Origin of the sequence: Brevundimonas lutea, from assembly GCF_003704105.1 — a bacterium.
GTDB classification, from domain to species: Bacteria; Pseudomonadota; Alphaproteobacteria; order Caulobacterales; family Caulobacteraceae; genus Brevundimonas; species Brevundimonas lutea.
Map to the genome: position 1 here is coordinate 269,810 of NZ_QUOQ01000003.1, position 15,856 is coordinate 285,665.

Consider the following 15,856-nt stretch of genomic DNA (forward strand, 5'->3'; position numbering starts at 1 on the left):
GGGGCTGGGAACGCCGGGCGGCTAGGCCAGCGTCTTTTCCAGCACGACAAAGGCCAGATCGTCGCGCAAGGGCCGCCCGAACCGCGCGTTTCCATAGGGAAAGGGCGCGGTCTCGCCGGTCGGCCGATAGCCGCGCCGGATATACCAGGCGATCAGGGCCTCGCGCTGGCGAATCACCTGCATCCGCACCCGCCGGGCGCCGAAATCACGAGCCAGCGCAGCCTCCGCCGCCTCGACCAGCCGCCCCCCTACACCCGCGCCTTGCAGGCCTGGATCGACCGACAGCATGCCGAGATAGCCGACGCCCCCACTCCGGTCGGCGATCAGCACGCAGCCGATCAGAACCCCGCCGCGCCACGCCGTCAGCAGGCGCCGCATCGGGTCGGCCAGGATCTCGGCGATCTCCTCGCGGTCGGTGCGCTGTCCGTCCAGCAGGTCCGCCTCGGTGGTCCATCCCGCCCGTGACGCCTCACCGCGATAGGCCCGCTCGATCAGGGCATGGAGCGCGGGCGCGTCGTCCCGCGATGCCCGCCGGATCATCAGCCGCTCGCTCCAGGCGGACCGATCGAGGCTGAAATAGAGGCTGTCCACCCACTCGCCGCCCACCTGCATGGAGTTCCTGGCTTCGCCCCTCTGAACGAATCCCAGCCGCCGCAGCAGCCGGATCGACGCGGCGTTTCGGGGATCGACATCGGCGGTCAGCCTGTCGTGCTCGGGATGCTCGGCGAAGACATGGTCGATGATCGCCGTCAGGGCCTCGCCGGCCAGCCCCTGGCCCCAGGCATCCGGATGCAGGATGTAGCCGATCTCCGGCAGGCGCCAGAAGCCGGCCTTGCCGATCACCCGCCCCTCGTGCTCGACGACGAAGTCCTCGCGATCGGGACCAGGCCTGAGCATGTCGGCCATCCAGGCGCGGGTCTGGTCGCGATCCCCATGCGGTGGCGTCGACCACCAGGTCGTGGCGCGCGGATCGGACAGGACGGCGTGCAGCGCCTCCAGATCATCCGGCCGCGCCCGCCGGATCACCAGCCGCGCGGTGGTCAGGGTGGTCACACCAGCCGGCTCTGCACCTTGGCCGCGGCGATGAAGCTGGCGAACAGCGGATGCGGGGCGAACGGACGGCTCTTCAGCTCGGGGTGATACTGCACACCGATGAACCAGGGGTGGTCGGTCCGCTCCACCGTCTCGGGCAGCACGCCGTCCGGCGACAGGCCGGCGAACACCAGCCCGGCCTTGGCCTCGATCGCCTCGCGGTAGTTGATGTTGACCTCATAGCGGTGGCGGTGCCGCTCCGAGATATCGGTCGCGCCATAGATCTCGGCGATGCGCGAGCCGGGCTTCAGGGTCGAGTCATAGGCCCCCAGCCGCATGGTGCCGCCCAGATCGCCGTCCGCCTGGCGCTTCACCCGCTCGTTGCCCTGGGTCCATTCGGTCATAAGGCCGACCACCGGCTCCTCGGCCGGACCGAACTCGGTCGACGAGGCGTCGGGATAGCCGGCCAGGTTCCGGGCCGCCTCGATCACCGCCATCTGCATGCCGAAACAGATGCCAAAATAGGGAATGTTGCGCTCGCGGGCGAAGCGCGCCGCCTGGATCTTGCCCTCCGCGCCCCGGGCGCCGAAGCCTCCGGGCACCAGCACCGCGTGAGCCCCCTGCAACCGCGCCTCGCAGGCCTCGCGGTCGCCCTCGAAGGTCTCGGCCTCGACCCAGTCGATGTTGACCTTGACGTTGTTGGCCACCCCGCCGTGCTGCAGCGCCTCGATCAGGGATTTGTAGGCGTCCTTCAGCACCGTATATTTGCCGACCACGGCGACGGTGACCTCGCCGTCGGGCTGCAGCCGGCGGCGCACGATCTCTTCCCAGCCGGTCAGCTCGGGCGCCGGCGCGTCGGCGATGCCGAAATGGGCCAGAACCTCGGCGTCCAGCCCCTCGCGGTGATAGTCCAGCGGCACCGCATAGATGTCAGCCGAATCCATCGCCTGGATGACGCCCGAGGGCCGCACATTGCAGAACAGGCCGATCTTGCGCTTCTCGTCCTCGGGGATCGGCTGTTCGCAGCGGCACAGCAGGATGTCGGGCTGAATGCCGATCGAGCGCAGCTCCTTGACCGAGTGCTGCGTCGGCTTGGTCTTCATTTCGCCGGCGGTCTTGATGAAGGGCAGCAGGGTCAGGTGCACGAAGCACGACTGGCCGCGCGGCAGGTCCTGGCCCAGCTGACGGATGGCCTCGAAGAACGGCAGGCCCTCGATGTCGCCGACCGTCCCGCCGATTTCGACCAGCACGAAATCGACCTCATCGCCCGCGTCGTCCAGGGCGGGGGCGAGGCAGAAGTGTTTGATCTGGTCGGTGACGTGCGGGATCACCTGGACCGTGGCGCCCAGATAGTCGCCCCGCCGCTCCTTCTCCAGGATGGTCGAATAGATGCGGCCGGTGGTGACATTGTCGGTCCGCGCCGCCGACACGCCGGTGAAGCGTTCGTAGTGGCCCAGGTCCAGGTCCGTCTCGGCCCCGTCGTCGGTGACGAACACCTCGCCGTGCTGATAGGGGCTCATCGTCCCCGGATCGACGTTGAGATAGGGGTCCAGCTTCCTCAGCCGGACCGAATATCCACGCGCCTGCAACAGGGCGCCCAGCGCCGCCGAAGCCAAGCCTTTACCTAACGAGGAGACCACGCCCCCCGTGATGAACACATAACGGGCCATGGGCGGTCACCTAGCCCCGACTCTGGGGTCGGACGCAATCAAAAAAACACGAGGGGCGAGAGACGATATCGGCCGGGACGCGGCCGATATCGACGGCGCTTACTGGGCGGGCGCGGGCTGGGCCGGCGCCTGGGCCGGAGCCCCGCCGAAGCTCGATTCCAGATCGTCCAGGGACGGACCGGTTTGGGCCGGCGCGGTCTCGGTCGGGGCGGCCTCGGCCGGGGCCGTGGTCGGCTGCTGGCTCAGGTCGATCGCGCCGATGTTGCTGCTGGATGCCACCGACGATCCGGCGCGCTCCATGTTGCCGACGATGGTCAGCGAGATGGCGCAGATGAAGAACAGCGTCCCCAGCACCGCCGTGACCCGGGTCAGCAGATTGCCCGCGCCGCGCGCCGTCATGAAGCCCGACGGCCCGCCGCCCATGCCCAGGGCGCCGCCCTCGGACCGCTGCAACAGGATCACGCCGGTCATGGCCAGCGAGATCACGATCATGACGACGAAGAGAATGGTCTGGAGCATGGTGCTTCGCATGTGGGCGCACGGGCGCGCCGATCAAGCCGGGGCGTCTAACAGGCTTGGCGGGCTTGAGCAATAAACCCGCCTCCCCGGCGACGGCCGGGGCCCAGGAGGGCTTGCGTGAGATGACGATCACGCGGCGGCGATCGCGGCTCTGGACCCCGGCCTTCGCCGGGGAGGCGGCGTGAAGCCTAGAGCCCCTTCGTCTCCCCCCGCAACAGCTGCAGCATGGCCGAGAAGTCCTTGCCGCCATAGCCCATGCGGTCGAACAGGGCGTACATCGCCTCGGCCTGCGCCCCCAGCGGCGTGGTCGCGCCCGCCTTGGCGGCGGCGTCCTGGGCCAGTTTCAGGTCCTTCAGCATCATGGCCGTGGCGAATCCGCCCTGAAAGTCGCGGTTGGACGGGGCGGCGGGCACCGGGCCGGGCCAGGGATAGTAGCTGGTCACGCTCCAGCACTGGCCGGAAGACTTCGACGCGATCTCGAAGAACCGCTCGGGATCCAGCCCCAGCCGCTCGGCCAGGGCCACCGCCTCGCAGGTCCCGATCATCGAGATGCCCAGCAGCATGTTGTTGCAGATCTTGGCCGCCTGACCCGCGCCGTGGTCACCGGCGCGGATGGTGATCCGGCTCATCGGCTCCAGCGCCGCCTCGATGCGTCCGAAGTCACCCTCGTCGCAGCCGACCATGAAGGCCAGATTGCCCGCGTCCGCCGCCGCCGTGCCGCCCGACACCGGCGCGTCGGCGAACGCATAGCCCGCGTCCTTGGCCAGGCCCGCGACCTTGCGCGCCGTGTCCACGTCGATGGTCGAACAGTCGATCAGCAGCGCCGAGCTGGGCGCAGCCCCGATGATCTGTTCGGAATAGACCTTCAGCACATGCGGCCCGGCCGGCAGCATGGTGATCACCACCTCGGCGTCCTTGACCGCCTCGGCCACCGAGCCGACCGCCGAACACCCCGCCTGCCCGGCCCGCTCCAGCGCCTCGGCCGACAGATCGAAGGCGGCGACCGCGCGCCCGGTCTTCGCCTGGTTCGCGGCCATCCCGCCGCCCATGTTGCCCAGGCCGATGAAGGCGATCTTCATATGCGTCACTCCCACGCGCGTTCCGATGTGCGGGGAGGGTTAGCGGGATGGGCGGGCGGAGGAAAGCTGGGCCTTGTCTGATCCAGGCTCCGTTAGCCCGGAAGATCTTACACTCCACATTGCCATCCCTGATTGCGAGGTCCACGCTATCGCAATGAGAAGGAACTTCTGGATCACCGGCCTGGCTTGGCCCCTCCTCACCGCGTCACTGGCGTCAGCGGAGCCCTCACAGGTGGGTGACCAAGTCGGTGACGTCGTCGAAATCGTCATGTCCTACGAGACGTCTCAGGAAGGCAGCGACGGGTCGTCGAGCAGTTCGCAAGGAACCGATGTCCTGTCCGAACGCGTCATCGCCGTTACCGACGATGGGATCGAACTAGAATTCGACCTTCCGCCGGCGACCACGGCCGAGGAACGAACCCGTGTTTGGCAATATCCCGCGCGGGTTCTGCGGGGAGTGGATGGTGAGAAACAACTTCTCAACCCCGAAGAGCTTGAGGTGCGACTGGACGCCTGGCTAGCCTTGACCGAGTGGGACAGGAACGTCTGTGGCCAGTGGATATTCACTTGGAATGCTTTCCTGATCGAATGCGACCCACAGTCTGTCCTTGAGACAATAGACGCCATCGACATGCGCGGCGTCGATCTCCGTGACGGAGCGCAATACAGACACCCTGGCGCGTCAGAGACTGGCGCATTCACCCGTTCGGTCGCCCCCGACGGTGAGACGGTCTTCGTGGTCGAATTGGGAGCGGATATCGAATCTGTTCGGAAGTCTCGCGCAGAGAGCGACGTCGTCATCGGCGAGATTTCAGGTCAGCCGGTGACGCTAGAAGAAGCACTTATCGAACGCTCCCGAGAGGACGTCTCGGGGACTGTCGAGGTGAGCTTCCAAGGCGACGCCCAGGGCGTTCCGACCCGGCGAGTAGTGGTGACGAACCTTAAAACCATCAGTCCCGACGGGGTGGTCACCACCGAACGCGAAACCAGGGTCCTGGAACGCAGACGCGTCGCCGGCGCGCCTATGGTTCAGTGAAGCCAGGCGGAACTCCCCACTAGCGCCCCCGATACACCCCCGGCGTCACCCCAAACCGCTCCCTGAAGCACTGCGTAAAGTGCGACGGCGTCGAAAACCCTGTCGCCCAGGCGATGGCGGCGATGCCGTTTTCGCCTTCCAGCAGGCGCCGCGCCGCCAGATGCAGGCGATAGACCCGTGAATAGTCCGAGAACCCCGCGCCCAGGGCGGCCTTGAAGCGGCGCGAGAAATAGGCGGGCGACAGGTTGCAGGCTCGGGCGGCCTCGTCGATCGTCGGCGGCCGGGCCGGGTCGGCGCGCAGGCGCTGGATGGCGGGCATCAGGCGGCCGATCCCCTCTCCCTCCGCCGCCTCCGCACGGCCCGCCTCCACGCGCGGCTGGTCGGCCAGGGCGCGCAGCATCAGCTCGGCCAGGTTCCGGCGCGTCGCCGCGTCGGCCCCCGCCTCCAGCCAGCCGGCCAGGGTCTTGAGCCGCGCCCGTGTCGCCGCGTCCGGCCGCACCCGCGCCGGCCGCCGCCAGCCGCCCATCGCCTCGACCACGAAGGGATCGACATAGACTAGGGTCCAGGCCTTCTCCCCCGCCGCCAACTCGAAGTCATGGGTCCGCATCGAGGGCACGAAGACGACATCGCCGTCACTGAGATCCAGCCGCTCGCCCTCGACCACGAAGTCGCCGCGCACCCCGTCGAACAGCACGATCTCGGCCACGTCGTGAAAATGGGTGAACCGCCCCGCCTCGCCGGCCTCGGCCCCAAGCGCCACGGCCGAGGCCGAGGCCTCCATGCCGGGCGGCATCTCCACGGGCTCGCACAGAACGCGGTCGGGCATGGACGCCACCCTGACCCGGCCGCACGCCGATGACAAGGATTCGACAGACTTCGCGCCGGTTCGCGACAGCCCCCGCCCTCGCCGAGCGCCGTTCCCGCGATAGGCTCGACCCATGCAAACAGCCCCGGCGCCCGCCATGCCCCCCTATGACATCGACAGCCCCTACCCCCTGTCCCCGGACGTCATCGCCGCCTTTCGCCGCGACGGCTTCGTCAAGCTGAAGGATGTTTTCGACCGCGAGGTGCTGGCCTGGTTCGGCGACCAGATCACCGCCCAGACCATCGCGCTGAACACCGAGACCCGCCCGCTGGAGGAGCGTAGCACCTACGACCGCGCCTTCCTCCAGGTCATGAACCTGTGGGAGTTCGGCGGCGCCCCGCGCGACTTCGTCTTTGGCCGGCGCCTGGCCCGGATCGCCGCCGAGCTGCTGGGGACCGAGGGCGTGCGCCTGTATCACGACCAGTCGCTGTACAAGGAGCCCGGCGGCGGCATCACCCCGGCCCACGCCGACCAGTACTACTGGCCCCTGTCCAACGACTGCTCCGTCACCGCCTGGGTGCCGCTCCAGGCGGTGCCGCGCGAGATGGGGCCTCTGGCCTTCTACGCCGGCAGCCAGAACGCCGAACTGGGCCGCGACCTGCCCATCTCCGACGAGAGCGAGGCCCGGATCACCGCCGCCATGGAGGCGCAAGGCTTTCCCATCGTCGATCAACCCTTCGACCTGGGCGAGGTCAGCTTTCACCGCGGCTGGACCTTCCACAAGGCCGGGGCCAACGTCTCGGACCGGCCGCGATCGGTGATGACGGTGATCTACATGGACCGCGACGTGCGCCTGGCCGAACCGACCAACAATTTCCAGCAGGCCGACTGGGAGAAATGGGCCCCCGGCGCCGAACTGGGCCAGGTCATCGACACCCCCCTGAACCCCGTGCTGTGGGAGCGCGCGTCGTGAGGGTGCTCGCGGCGCTGGCCGCCCTGCTGATCGCCACCCCGGTCGTGGCCCAGACCCCCGCCTCGCCGGAACCGCACGAAGAGGTCTTCTACCACGTCTTCAACCGCTCGATGCGCGACTCGAACGGCGACGGCCACGGCGACATCCAGGGCATGATCGACAGCCTGGACTATCTGAAACAGCTGGGCGTCACCTCGATCCTGCTGACGCCACTGTATCCGTCGCACCTGTACCACAACTATTTCGCCTCGGACTTCGAGGGCGTCGATCCCGAATACGGCACCATGGCCGACTACGCCCGGCTGGTCGCCGAGGTGAAGGCGCGCGGCATGAAGATCTATCTGGACCAGGAGATGCAGTACGTCACCGACGACCACGTCTGGTGGGCCGAGCCGCTGGCCGACCGCGGCTCGCCCTACACCGACTGGATCCTGTGGGACGACCGCGAGGGTGGCCTGGCCGAGGAAGGCCCGTTCGGCCTGCGCGCCGCGCGCAACTGGTCCGGCCGCACCACCGGCATCACCACGGTCAATCTCAAGAACCCCGAGGTGAAGGCCTATTTCGCCCGCTACTTCATGAGTTGGGTCGACCCCAACGGCGACGGCGACTTCTCGGACGGCGTCGACGGCTTCCGCATCGACCACATGATGGACGATCTGGACAACAAGGGTCTGCTGACCGACCTGTTCGACGACTTCTGGATCCCGCTGTTCACCACCCTGAAAGCGGCCAATCCCGACCTGCTGATCCTGGCCGAACAGTGGGACTGGGGTTATGGCGGCGACTTCCTGAAGCGCGGCGGGGCCGACATGGCCTTCGCCTTTCCCCTGCGCAGCGCCATCCGCACCTTCAACCGCGAGCGGATCATCGACGCCATCCGCGGCGTCGCCGACGCCACGCCCGAGGGCAAGAGCCAGCTGATCTTCGTCGAGAACCACGACATGGACCGGCTGTCCTCCGACCCCGGCATGACGCCGGAGCGCCAGCGCACGGCGGCGGCCCTGACCGTCCTGCTGCGCGGCACGCCCATGCTCTACTACGGTCAGGAGATCGGCATGCGCGGCACGGTCCGCCCGCGCTTCACCACCGACGAGCGCGACATCGGCGTGCGCGAAGGAATGGAATGGCGCGCGAAGGTCGACGCGCCCGAAACGCCCCACTGGTATCGCAGCGACGCCATCTACTGGACCGAACAGTTCTCCCAGGACGACGACGGCGTGTCGGTGGAGGAACAGGACACCGACCCCGCCTCCCTGCTCAACTTCTATCGCCGCGCCCTGGCGGTCCGGGCGGCCCACCCCACCCTGCAACGCGGCAGCCAGACCATCCAGGAAAGCGCGGCCGGCCTGCTGATCATCGAGCGCTGGCTGGACGGCGACCGGATGATGATCATCGCCAACCTGACCCCGTCCGAGGCCGAATACTCCATGCCCGGCCCCGACCTCCTGGGCGGGGCGCGCAAGGACGGCGACCGCGTCTTCCTGCGCCCCTGGCAGACCGCCCTGTTCCACGCCCCCGCCGACGGCAGCGTCTTTCCCGAAATCGGCGACCCGGACGCGGACCCGGCTGCCGCCCGCGACCTCGGCGCCGGTCCGGGCGCGAAGGTGGGTGGCGACTAGCGTCTGTAGGGGCTGAGCTCGCGCGTCATCGCCGCCATCTCCGCCTGCACCGCCGGCCGTTCCTCGCTCAGGAACCCGGCCACCGCGTCGCGGAAGCTCTCATTGGCGATCCAGTGGGCCGAGCGCACCTCGGTCGGCAGATAGCCGCGCGCGATCTTGTGCTGGCCCTGCGCCCCCGCCTCGACCCGGCCCAGCCCCCGCGCGATGGCGAAGTCGATTGCCTGATAATAGCAGAGCTCGAAATGCAGGAAGGGCACGTCCTCCAGCGCCCCCCATTGCCGCCCATACAGGGCGTCGCGGCCGATGAAGTTCAGCGCCCCCGCGATCGGCCGCCCGTCGCGAAACGCCATCACCAGGGCGATGCGGTCGGCCATGGTCTCGCCGATCCGGTCGAAGAAGGCGCGGGTCAAATAGGGCCGCCCCCACTTGCGTGACCCCGTGTCCATGTAGAAGGCGAAGAAGGCGTCCCAGTGCGCCGGCTCGATCTCGCCACCGGTCAGCACGCGAATCTCCAGCCCAGCCTGGGCGTCCCGCCGCTCGCGCCGGATGGCCTTCCTCCGATTCTGGCTGAGCGTGGCCAGAAAGGCCTCCAAATCGGCGTATCCCCGGTTCTCCCAGACGAACTGCATGTCCCGCCGGGCCAGATAGCCAGCCTCGTCCATCGCCGCCGCGTCCGTCGCGTCAGGAAAGGTGACGTGCAGCGACGACACCCCCATCTGCTCGGCCAGGGCGGTCGCCCCATGCGCCAGCGCCTGTCTGACCACCGCCTCCCCCGCCCCCGGACGGGCCAGCAGACGTGGCCCCGTCACCGGCGTGAACGGCACGGCGCCCAGCAGCTTGGGATAATACCGCCCGCCCGCCCGCTCCAACGCGTCGGCCCACGAGTGGTCGAAGACGTATTCGCCCTGGCTGTGCCCTTTCAGATAGAGCGGCATGACGCCGAGCACGGCGCCGTCCTCGGCCTTCAAGGCCAGATGGCGCGGCGCCCAACCGGCCTCGGGCGCGACCGAGCCGGACGCCTCGCAGGCCTCCAGAAAGTCGTAGCCGACGAACGGGTCGCCGGTGTGCGAGGCGCACGCCTCCCACGCCTCACGGCCGATCTCGCGGATCGCGCCGTGGACGTGGAGGCTGAATTGCGGGTCGGAGCCGTCCGTCACCGCACCTCGACGACGGCGTCCACCTCGACGGCGAAGCCGAGCGGCAGACGATAGACGCCGACGGCCGAGCGGGCGTGGCGACCCTTGTCGCCGAACACTTCGACCATCAGGTCCGAACAGCCGTTGATGACCAGGGGAATGTCGGTGAAATCGCCGGCCGCCTGGACGAAGCCGCCCAGTTTCACGACGCGCACGACCCGTTCCAGGTGGCCGTCGCAGGCCGCCTTGATCTGCGCCAGCAGATTGACGCCGCACATCCGCGCCCCGGCCTTGGCCGTCTCCAGATCGACGTCGTCGCCCACCGTGCCCTTCAGGCCGCCTGAGGCGTCGTTCGACAGCTGGCCCGAGACATGGACCAGATTGCCGGTCTTCACCCAGGGCACATAGTTGGCCACGGCCTTGGCCGGTTCGGGCAGGTCGATGCCGAGTTCGGCGAGGCGGGCGTCGATGGACATGGGCGGCTCCTGAATGATCTGGGCCGGGATTTAGGGGGCCGGGAGCCCGGCGTCACCCCCTGCCCTCCGCCCGCCTTGACCTCGCCGCTTCGGACCCTCAGCTTCCCGGCGGATTTCGAGGAGCCCTCCATGCCCATCTCCGACACGCCGGTGCTGTCGCGCCCGTCCGGATCGCTGCTGACCCTGATCGCCAACACCCCGATGGTGGAGGTGACGCGTCTGGACACCGGCCCGTGCCGCCTGTTCCTCAAGCTGGAGAGCCAGAACCCTGGCGGCTCCATCAAGGACCGGATCGCCGTCGAGATGATCGAGGCGGCCGAAAAGGAGGGCTGGCTCAAGGAAGGCGGCACCATCGTCGAGGCCACCGCCGGCAACACCGGCCTCGCCCTGACCCTGGTCGGCCAGAACAAGGGCTACAAGGTCCTGCTGGTCATTCCCGACAAGATGTCCAAGGAAAAGATCCAGCATTTGCGGGCCATGGGCGCCGATGTTCGCCTGACACGTTCGGATGTGCCGCACGGGCACCCGGAATATTACACCGACATGGCCGAGCGCCTCGCCCAGCAGCTGCCCGGCGGCTACTACGTCAACCAGTTCGCCAACGACGCCAATTCCGAGGCCCACGTGAAGACCACGGGCCCCGAGATCTGGGAACAGACCGGCGGTCAGATCGACGCCTTCGTCGCGGGCATCGGCTCCGGCGGCACCATCACCGGCGTCGCCCGGTATCTGAAATCCCAGGGATCAAAGGCCGAAATCATCCTGGCCGACCCGGTCGGCTCCACCCTCGCCGGCATCGTCAACGAGGGCGTGCCGGGGCCGGAGGGCAGCTACACGGTCGAGGGCATCGGCCAGAACTTCGTGCCCGACACCGCCGACATGAGCCTGATCGACCGCGCCTATTCCATCCCTGACGCCGAGGCCATCGCCACCGTCCGCGAGCTGCTGCTCAAGGAAGGCATCCTGGCCGGCTCCTCCTCCGGCACCCTGATCGCCTCGGCCCTGCGCTGGTGCCGCGAACAGACCGAGGCCAAGACCTGCGTCACCCTGGTCTGCGACACCGGGGCCAAATACCTGTCCAAGGTCTATAACGACGCCTGGCTGGCCGATCAGGGCCTGGGCGAGCGCGAGATACACGGCGACCTGTCCGACCTGATCACCCGCAAGTACGCCAAGGGCGACGTCGTCTCGGCCACTGCCGGCGACACCCTGGACACCGCCTTCAAGCGCATGCGCGGCGCCGACGTGTCCCAGCTGCCGATCATCGACGAGGGCCGGCTGGTCGGCATCATCGACGAGAGCGACATCGTCCACGTCATGAACACCGACGCCATCACCCGCGAGGCCCGCTTCAAGAAGCCGGTCGGAGAGGTCATGACCCGCGACCTCGACACCCTTCAGGTCACCGAGCCGCTGGACGCCCTGATCCCCATCTTCGACCGCGACCGCGTGGCCCTGGTGCTGGACGGCGAACAGTTCGTCGGCCTGATCACCCGCACCGACCTGATCAATCACCTCAGCCTCAATCGCTGACATGATCTCGACCCGCCGATCGGTATTGGCGGGAGTGGGCGCGACGGCGCTCGCCGCGCCGGCGCGCGGGCAGACGCTCGGGCCCGGCGTTACCCTGACCGGCTATCAAAGCGGCGGAGTGAGTATCCCCACAGTGCTGTTCGAGCCGCGACGGCCCGACGGCGCCCTGTCCGGTGGCGGGCTGGTGCTGCTGCACGGCGGCGGCGGCGCCCAGATCGATGTGCCCCGGTTCTTCAGTCACGCCGTCCGATTGACCGACCACGGTCTCACGGTCGCCATGCCCAACTATTTCGCCGGCTCTGGCGAAGCGGGTGAGGTGCGCCGATCGATGACCGAACGCTTTCGTGTCGTGGTCGATGACGCGGTGGTTTGGCTCGCCGCCCGTCCGGGGGTGGATCGCTCCAGGCTCGCTCTCATGGGATATTCACGGGGCGGCCATCTGGCGACGGAGGTCGCAGTCACCAAGGCCGATGTCCGTGCCGCCATCGGCGTCGCGTCGGCCGGCGGGCTAGAGCCCGCAGCTATACGACGAACACCGCCCGTGCTGCTGATCTACGCCAAGGGCGACCCTGTCGTGCGGCCACGCTACACGCGGCGCTGGGCCGGCGTGCTGCGGAACCGAGAGGTTCCCGTCACCCTGCGAGAACTGGACTCGCCCCGCCATATCTTTGAGGACGTGGAGTGGAGCGACATCTTCTCCTCCGCGCGTACCTTCCTGACCCGCCATCTTGTCTGACGGACCGCATGACCAAACTGACCAACAGCCAGGGCTTCTCAACCCGCGCCATTCACGCCGGCCAGCGCCCCGACCCGACCACGGGCGCCGTGATGACGCCGATCTACGCCACCTCGACCTACGCCCAGGAGAGCCCGGGCGTGAACAAGGGCTATGAGTATGCGCGCGGCAAGAACCCGACGCGGGAAGCCTTCGAGGCCTGTATCGCCGATCTGGAAGGCGGAACCCACGGCTTCGGCTTCGCCAGTGGCATGGCCGCCACCTCGACAGCCCTGGAGCTGCTGGACGCGGGCGACCACGTCGTCACCGGCGACGACCTCTACGGCGGGTCCTGGCGGCTGTTCGAGCGGGTGCGCCGTCGCTCCATGGGTCTGGACTTCGCCTATGTCGACATGAGCGACCCGGCCGCCGTCGAGGCCGCCATCACCGACAAGACCCGGCTACTCTGGGTCGAGACGCCCACCAATCCGCTGATGAAGCTGGCCGATATCGCCGCCCTGTCGAAGATCGCCAAGGCGCGCGGCCTGATGCTGATTGTCGACAACACCTTCGCCACCCCCTTCTGTCAGCAGCCGCTGAGCCTGGGCGCCGACATCGTCATGCATTCGGCGACCAAATACCTGAACGGCCATTCCGACATCATCGGCGGCGTGCTGGTTACCCGGGACGCCGATCTCGCGACCCGGATCAAGTTCCTGCAGAACTCGGTCGGCGGCGTCATGGGCCCGTTCGATGCCTTCCTTGCCAACCGGGGGCTCAAGACCCTGGCCCTGCGCATGAAGGCCCACTGCGAGAACGCCCTGGGCGTCGCCCGCTGGCTGGAGAGCCGCGCCGGGGTCGCCAAGGTGATCTACCCCGGCCTAATTGCCCACCCCCAGCACGAACTGGCCGCGCGTCAGATGACCGGCGGCTTCGGCGGCATGGTCACGGTCATCCTCGACGGCGATCTGGCGCGCACCAAACAGGTGCTGGAGCGGGTTCAGGTCTTCACCCTGGCCGAGTCCCTCGGCGGCGTCGAAAGCCTGGTCAACCACCCCGCCATCATGACCCACGCCAGCGTCCCGAAAGAGGTGCGCGAGGCCGGCGGCGTCACCGACAGCCTGATCCGCCTGTCGGTCGGGGTCGAGGACATCGACGACCTGATCGCGGACCTGGATCAGGCGCTGGCCTGAGGTCATGGTCCGCTAGGGGTTCAAACGGCCGCGCCAAGCCGTTAGCCTTCGCGCATGCAAAATCTGAACGCCATGCGTGATCGCCTGGCGGAGCAGCCGATGGCGGAGACGCTGATCGGGCTCTGCCTGCTGTTGCTTGCCGCCTTCGCAACGGATTTCATCCTGCGCCAGGTGCTGGTCAGGCTGGTGCGGCGCGCGGTGGCCCGCATCTTCCCCACCAGCAATGTGAGGGGCTCGGTCTACCCGATCGTGCGCACTCTGGGACGGGTCGCGCCGGCCCTGGTGATCCATCACGGCGTGATGCTGGTCCCGCACCTCTCGCCCGGAGCGACGGCGGTAACCCGCAACGTGGCCTCCGCCTTCGCCATCATCACCCTGGCCATGTCGGTGGCGGCGACGCTCAGCCTGATCAACCGCGTCTACGCCCAACGCCCCGAGGCGGCAGCCCGGCCGATCAAGGGCTATCTGGAACTGGCCAAGATCCTCGTTTTCGCCGTCGCCGCCATACTGGCTATCTCGGCCCTGATCGAGCGGTCGCCGCTGCTGCTCCTGTCCGGCCTCGGCGCCCTCGCGGCGGTTCTGATGCTGGTGTTCAAGGACACGATCCTGAGCCTGGTGGCCTCGGTGCAGCTGAACGCCAACGACATGCTGCGCGTCGGCGACTGGATCGAAATGCCCAAGCTGGAGGCCGACGGCGACGTGGTCGACATCGCCCTGCACACGGTCAAGGTCCAGAACTGGGACAAGACCATCACCACCATCCCGACCTGGCGGCTGATCGCCGAGCCCTTCAAGAACTGGCGCGGCATGCAGGAGGCCGGCGGCCGCCGGATCAAGCGCAGCCTGCTGATCGACCAGACCAGCGTGGGCTTCCTCGACCCCGAGGCCAAGGCGCGCCTCGCCCGCTTCGCGGTGCTGGACGAATATCTGGAGCGTAAGTCCGGGGAAATCGAGAGCTTCAACGCCCGCCTGCGCGAGGCGGGCCGCGACGCCGTCAACGCCCGACGCCAGACCAACCTCGGCGCCTTCCGCGCCTATGTCGACAACTACCTGCGCACCCATCCACGCATCCATCAGCAGATGACCCTGCTGGTTCGCCAGCTGGAGCCCACGCCCTGCGGCCTGCCGCTCGAGATCTACTGCTTCACCTCCACCGTGGCCTGGAACGACTACGAGGGCATCCAGTCCGACATCTTCGACCACCTGATCGCCATCCTGCCGGAATTCGGCCTGCGCCTGTTCCAACAGCCCTCCGGCGCCGACCTGGACCGCTTGGGTCTGGCGCGCGCCGCCTAGCGCGGCACACCAGGCCGACGGGCTAGCGATGACCGGGAACAAGGACCGGTCTTGCCCGCCGCACAGTAAGGCGGCGGAGCCTGAGCTCCGCCGCCGTCTCGTCAGTTGGGCATCGAGACCGTGTCCGTAACGTGGATCACGCCGTTGGACTGGAAGACGTCAGCCTGACTGACGCGCGCCATGCCTCCCATCTCGTCGGTCAACACGATGTTTGACCCCTGCATCCGCGCCGTCAGCACGCTGCCCTCGACGGTGGTCAAGCGAGCCGAACCGTTTCCTGCACGGATCGCGGTCATAAGGTCGGCGGCGCTCATGCGGCCGGGCACCACGTGATAGGTCAGGATTTTGGTCAACGTCGCCTTGTTCGCCGGCATGACCAGGCTATCGACCGTACCTGCCGGCAGTTTTGCGAAGGCGGCGTTAGTCGGCGCGAAGACTGTGAACGGGCCGGGGCTCGCCAGCGTCTCGGCCAGTCCGGCGGCCTGCACCGCGGCAACCAGGGTGGTGTGGTCGGCGGAGTTCGCCGCATTCTCGACGATGTTCCGGCTGGGATACATCGCGGCGCCCCCCACCATCACGGTGGCTTCGCTGCCCGAGTCCATTCCGCCCATGTCGTTATCCATGGAGGCGCAGGCGGAGACGGTCAGAGCGCCAGCCAGCAGCGCGCAAACGGCGGCGCCGCGTAGAGTGATCTTTTTCATGGTCTGATATCCTTGGCGCCGCATCTCGCGGCGGACGCAGTTACGCGAACGGAGCCGTGCAGGATGCCGACGG

At 68.0% G+C, this 15,856-nt stretch carries 15 protein-coding genes; 7 read left to right on the top strand and 8 right to left on the bottom strand.

Translation table 11 applies throughout. The annotated features are described in order from the left end of the window. Nucleotides 1-21: 21 nt before the first annotated feature. The 4 genes from EES48_RS15280 to mmsB all read right to left on the bottom strand — a co-directional run bounded on the left by EES48_RS15280 (nucleotide 22) and on the right by mmsB (nucleotide 4,300). Nucleotides 22-1,053, bottom strand: coding sequence for a GNAT family N-acetyltransferase (locus EES48_RS15280; RefSeq protein WP_122465345.1), 1,032 nt, complete (start codon nucleotides 1,051-1,053; stop codon nucleotides 22-24). After that, nucleotides 1,050-2,702 carry a CTP synthase gene (locus tag EES48_RS05305; protein WP_122465346.1) on the bottom strand — a complete coding sequence of 551 codons (1,653 nt, stop codon included), beginning with the start codon at nucleotides 2,700-2,702 and terminating at the stop codon, nucleotides 1,050-1,052. Before EES48_RS05305 ends, EES48_RS15280 begins: the two co-directional genes overlap by 4 nt. A 99-nt stretch (nucleotides 2,703-2,801) precedes the next feature. Then, nucleotides 2,802-3,221, bottom strand: coding sequence for a preprotein translocase subunit SecG (secG, locus tag EES48_RS05310; protein ID WP_240623231.1), 420 nt, complete (start codon nucleotides 3,219-3,221; stop codon nucleotides 2,802-2,804). A 188-nt stretch (nucleotides 3,222-3,409) separates the two neighbouring features. Further along, nucleotides 3,410-4,300, bottom strand: a complete 891-nt coding sequence (gene mmsB, locus EES48_RS05315) for a 3-hydroxyisobutyrate dehydrogenase (protein ID WP_122465348.1) — start codon at nucleotides 4,298-4,300, stop codon at nucleotides 3,410-3,412. A gap of 232 nt (nucleotides 4,301-4,532) precedes the next feature. On the opposite strand from mmsB, the gene EES48_RS05320 reads away from it, so the two are divergent. Next, nucleotides 4,533-5,336: a hypothetical protein gene (locus EES48_RS05320; RefSeq protein WP_162998032.1), complete on the top strand. Its 804-nt coding sequence runs from the start codon at nucleotides 4,533-4,535 to the stop codon at nucleotides 5,334-5,336. A 19-nt stretch (nucleotides 5,337-5,355) separates the two neighbouring features. Here EES48_RS05320 and EES48_RS05325 read toward each other — a convergent pair whose 3' ends face one another. Continuing rightward, the gene (locus EES48_RS05325; RefSeq protein ID WP_162998033.1) at nucleotides 5,356-6,162 is read right to left on the bottom strand and encodes a helix-turn-helix transcriptional regulator; all 807 of its coding nucleotides are present in this window, start codon (nucleotides 6,160-6,162) and stop codon (nucleotides 5,356-5,358) included. Nucleotides 6,163-6,274: 112 nt separating this feature from the next. Here EES48_RS05325 and EES48_RS05330 point away from each other — a divergent pair, with 112 nt between their 5' ends. Beyond that, nucleotides 6,275-7,114, top strand: coding sequence for a phytanoyl-CoA dioxygenase family protein (locus EES48_RS05330; RefSeq protein ID WP_205679366.1), 840 nt, complete (start codon nucleotides 6,275-6,277; stop codon nucleotides 7,112-7,114). After that, complete coding sequence (locus tag EES48_RS05335; protein ID WP_162998034.1) at nucleotides 7,111-8,733, top strand: alpha-amylase family glycosyl hydrolase; 1,623 nt, start codon at nucleotides 7,111-7,113, stop codon at nucleotides 8,731-8,733. Before EES48_RS05330 ends, EES48_RS05335 begins: the two co-directional genes overlap by 4 nt. On the opposite strand, the gene EES48_RS05340 is transcribed toward EES48_RS05335, so the two are convergent. Both EES48_RS05340 and EES48_RS05345 read right to left on the bottom strand, forming a co-directional pair. Then, complete coding sequence (locus EES48_RS05340; RefSeq protein ID WP_122465353.1) at nucleotides 8,730-9,890, bottom strand: GNAT family N-acetyltransferase; 1,161 nt, start codon at nucleotides 9,888-9,890, stop codon at nucleotides 8,730-8,732. The two genes, EES48_RS05335 and EES48_RS05340, sit on opposite strands and share 4 nt — an antisense overlap. After that, a complete protein-coding gene (locus EES48_RS05345; protein ID WP_122465354.1) occupies nucleotides 9,887-10,345 on the bottom strand; it encodes a RidA family protein in 459 nt (152 codons plus the stop codon). The genes EES48_RS05340 and EES48_RS05345 overlap by 4 nt, the downstream gene beginning before the upstream one ends. A 129-nt stretch (nucleotides 10,346-10,474) precedes the next feature. Between EES48_RS05345 and EES48_RS05350 the strand changes: the two genes are divergently transcribed. The 4 genes from EES48_RS05350 (at nucleotide 10,475) to EES48_RS05365 (ending at nucleotide 15,082) form a co-directional block, all read left to right on the top strand. Continuing rightward, nucleotides 10,475-11,878, top strand: a complete 1,404-nt coding sequence (locus EES48_RS05350; protein ID WP_122465704.1) for a pyridoxal-phosphate dependent enzyme — start codon at nucleotides 10,475-10,477, stop codon at nucleotides 11,876-11,878. 118 nt (nucleotides 11,879-11,996) lie between these two features. Next, a complete protein-coding gene (locus tag EES48_RS05355; RefSeq protein ID WP_162998035.1) occupies nucleotides 11,997-12,614 on the top strand; it encodes a dienelactone hydrolase family protein in 618 nt (205 codons plus the stop codon). An 8-nt stretch (nucleotides 12,615-12,622) separates the two neighbouring features. Then, nucleotides 12,623-13,786 (top strand): cystathionine gamma-synthase, encoded by a 1,164-nt coding sequence (locus tag EES48_RS05360; protein ID WP_122465356.1) that lies wholly within the window; start codon nucleotides 12,623-12,625, stop codon nucleotides 13,784-13,786. Between the two features lie 54 nt (nucleotides 13,787-13,840). After that, on the top strand, nucleotides 13,841-15,082 hold the full coding sequence (locus tag EES48_RS05365) for a mechanosensitive ion channel family protein (protein ID WP_122465357.1): 1,242 nt from the start codon (nucleotides 13,841-13,843) through the stop codon (nucleotides 15,080-15,082). A 101-nt stretch (nucleotides 15,083-15,183) separates the two neighbouring features. On the opposite strand, the gene EES48_RS05370 is transcribed toward EES48_RS05365, so the two are convergent. Next, entirely contained in the window at nucleotides 15,184-15,783 is a 600-nt protein-coding gene (locus EES48_RS05370) for a fasciclin domain-containing protein (protein ID WP_122465358.1), read from the bottom strand. Nucleotides 15,784-15,856 lie beyond the last annotated feature (73 nt).

Excerpts from the sequence above, each read along its gene's own strand:
- EES48_RS05305 (WP_122465346.1), bottom strand. The coding sequence starts at position 2,702 with ATGGCCCGTTATGTGTTCATCACGGGGGGCGTGGTCTCCTCGTTAGGT.
- secG (WP_240623231.1), bottom strand. The coding sequence starts at position 3,221 with ATGCTCCAGACCATTCTCTTCGTCGTCATGATCGTGATCTCGCTGGCC.
- mmsB (WP_122465348.1), bottom strand. The coding sequence starts at position 4,300 with ATGAAGATCGCCTTCATCGGCCTGGGCAACATGGGCGGCGGGATGGCC.
- EES48_RS05325 (WP_162998033.1), bottom strand. The coding sequence starts at position 6,162 with ATGCCCGACCGCGTTCTGTGCGAGCCCGTGGAGATGCCGCCCGGCATG.
- EES48_RS05330 (WP_205679366.1), top strand. The coding sequence starts at position 6,275 with ATGCAAACAGCCCCGGCGCCCGCCATGCCCCCCTATGACATCGACAGC.
- EES48_RS05345 (WP_122465354.1), bottom strand. The coding sequence starts at position 10,345 with ATGTCCATCGACGCCCGCCTCGCCGAACTCGGCATCGACCTGCCCGAA.
- EES48_RS05350 (WP_122465704.1), top strand. The coding sequence starts at position 10,475 with ATGCCCATCTCCGACACGCCGGTGCTGTCGCGCCCGTCCGGATCGCTG.
- EES48_RS05360 (WP_122465356.1), top strand. The coding sequence starts at position 12,623 with ATGACCAAACTGACCAACAGCCAGGGCTTCTCAACCCGCGCCATTCAC.
- EES48_RS05365 (WP_122465357.1), top strand. The coding sequence starts at position 13,841 with ATGCAAAATCTGAACGCCATGCGTGATCGCCTGGCGGAGCAGCCGATG.
- EES48_RS05370 (WP_122465358.1), bottom strand. The coding sequence starts at position 15,783 with ATGAAAAAGATCACTCTACGCGGCGCCGCCGTTTGCGCGCTGCTGGCT.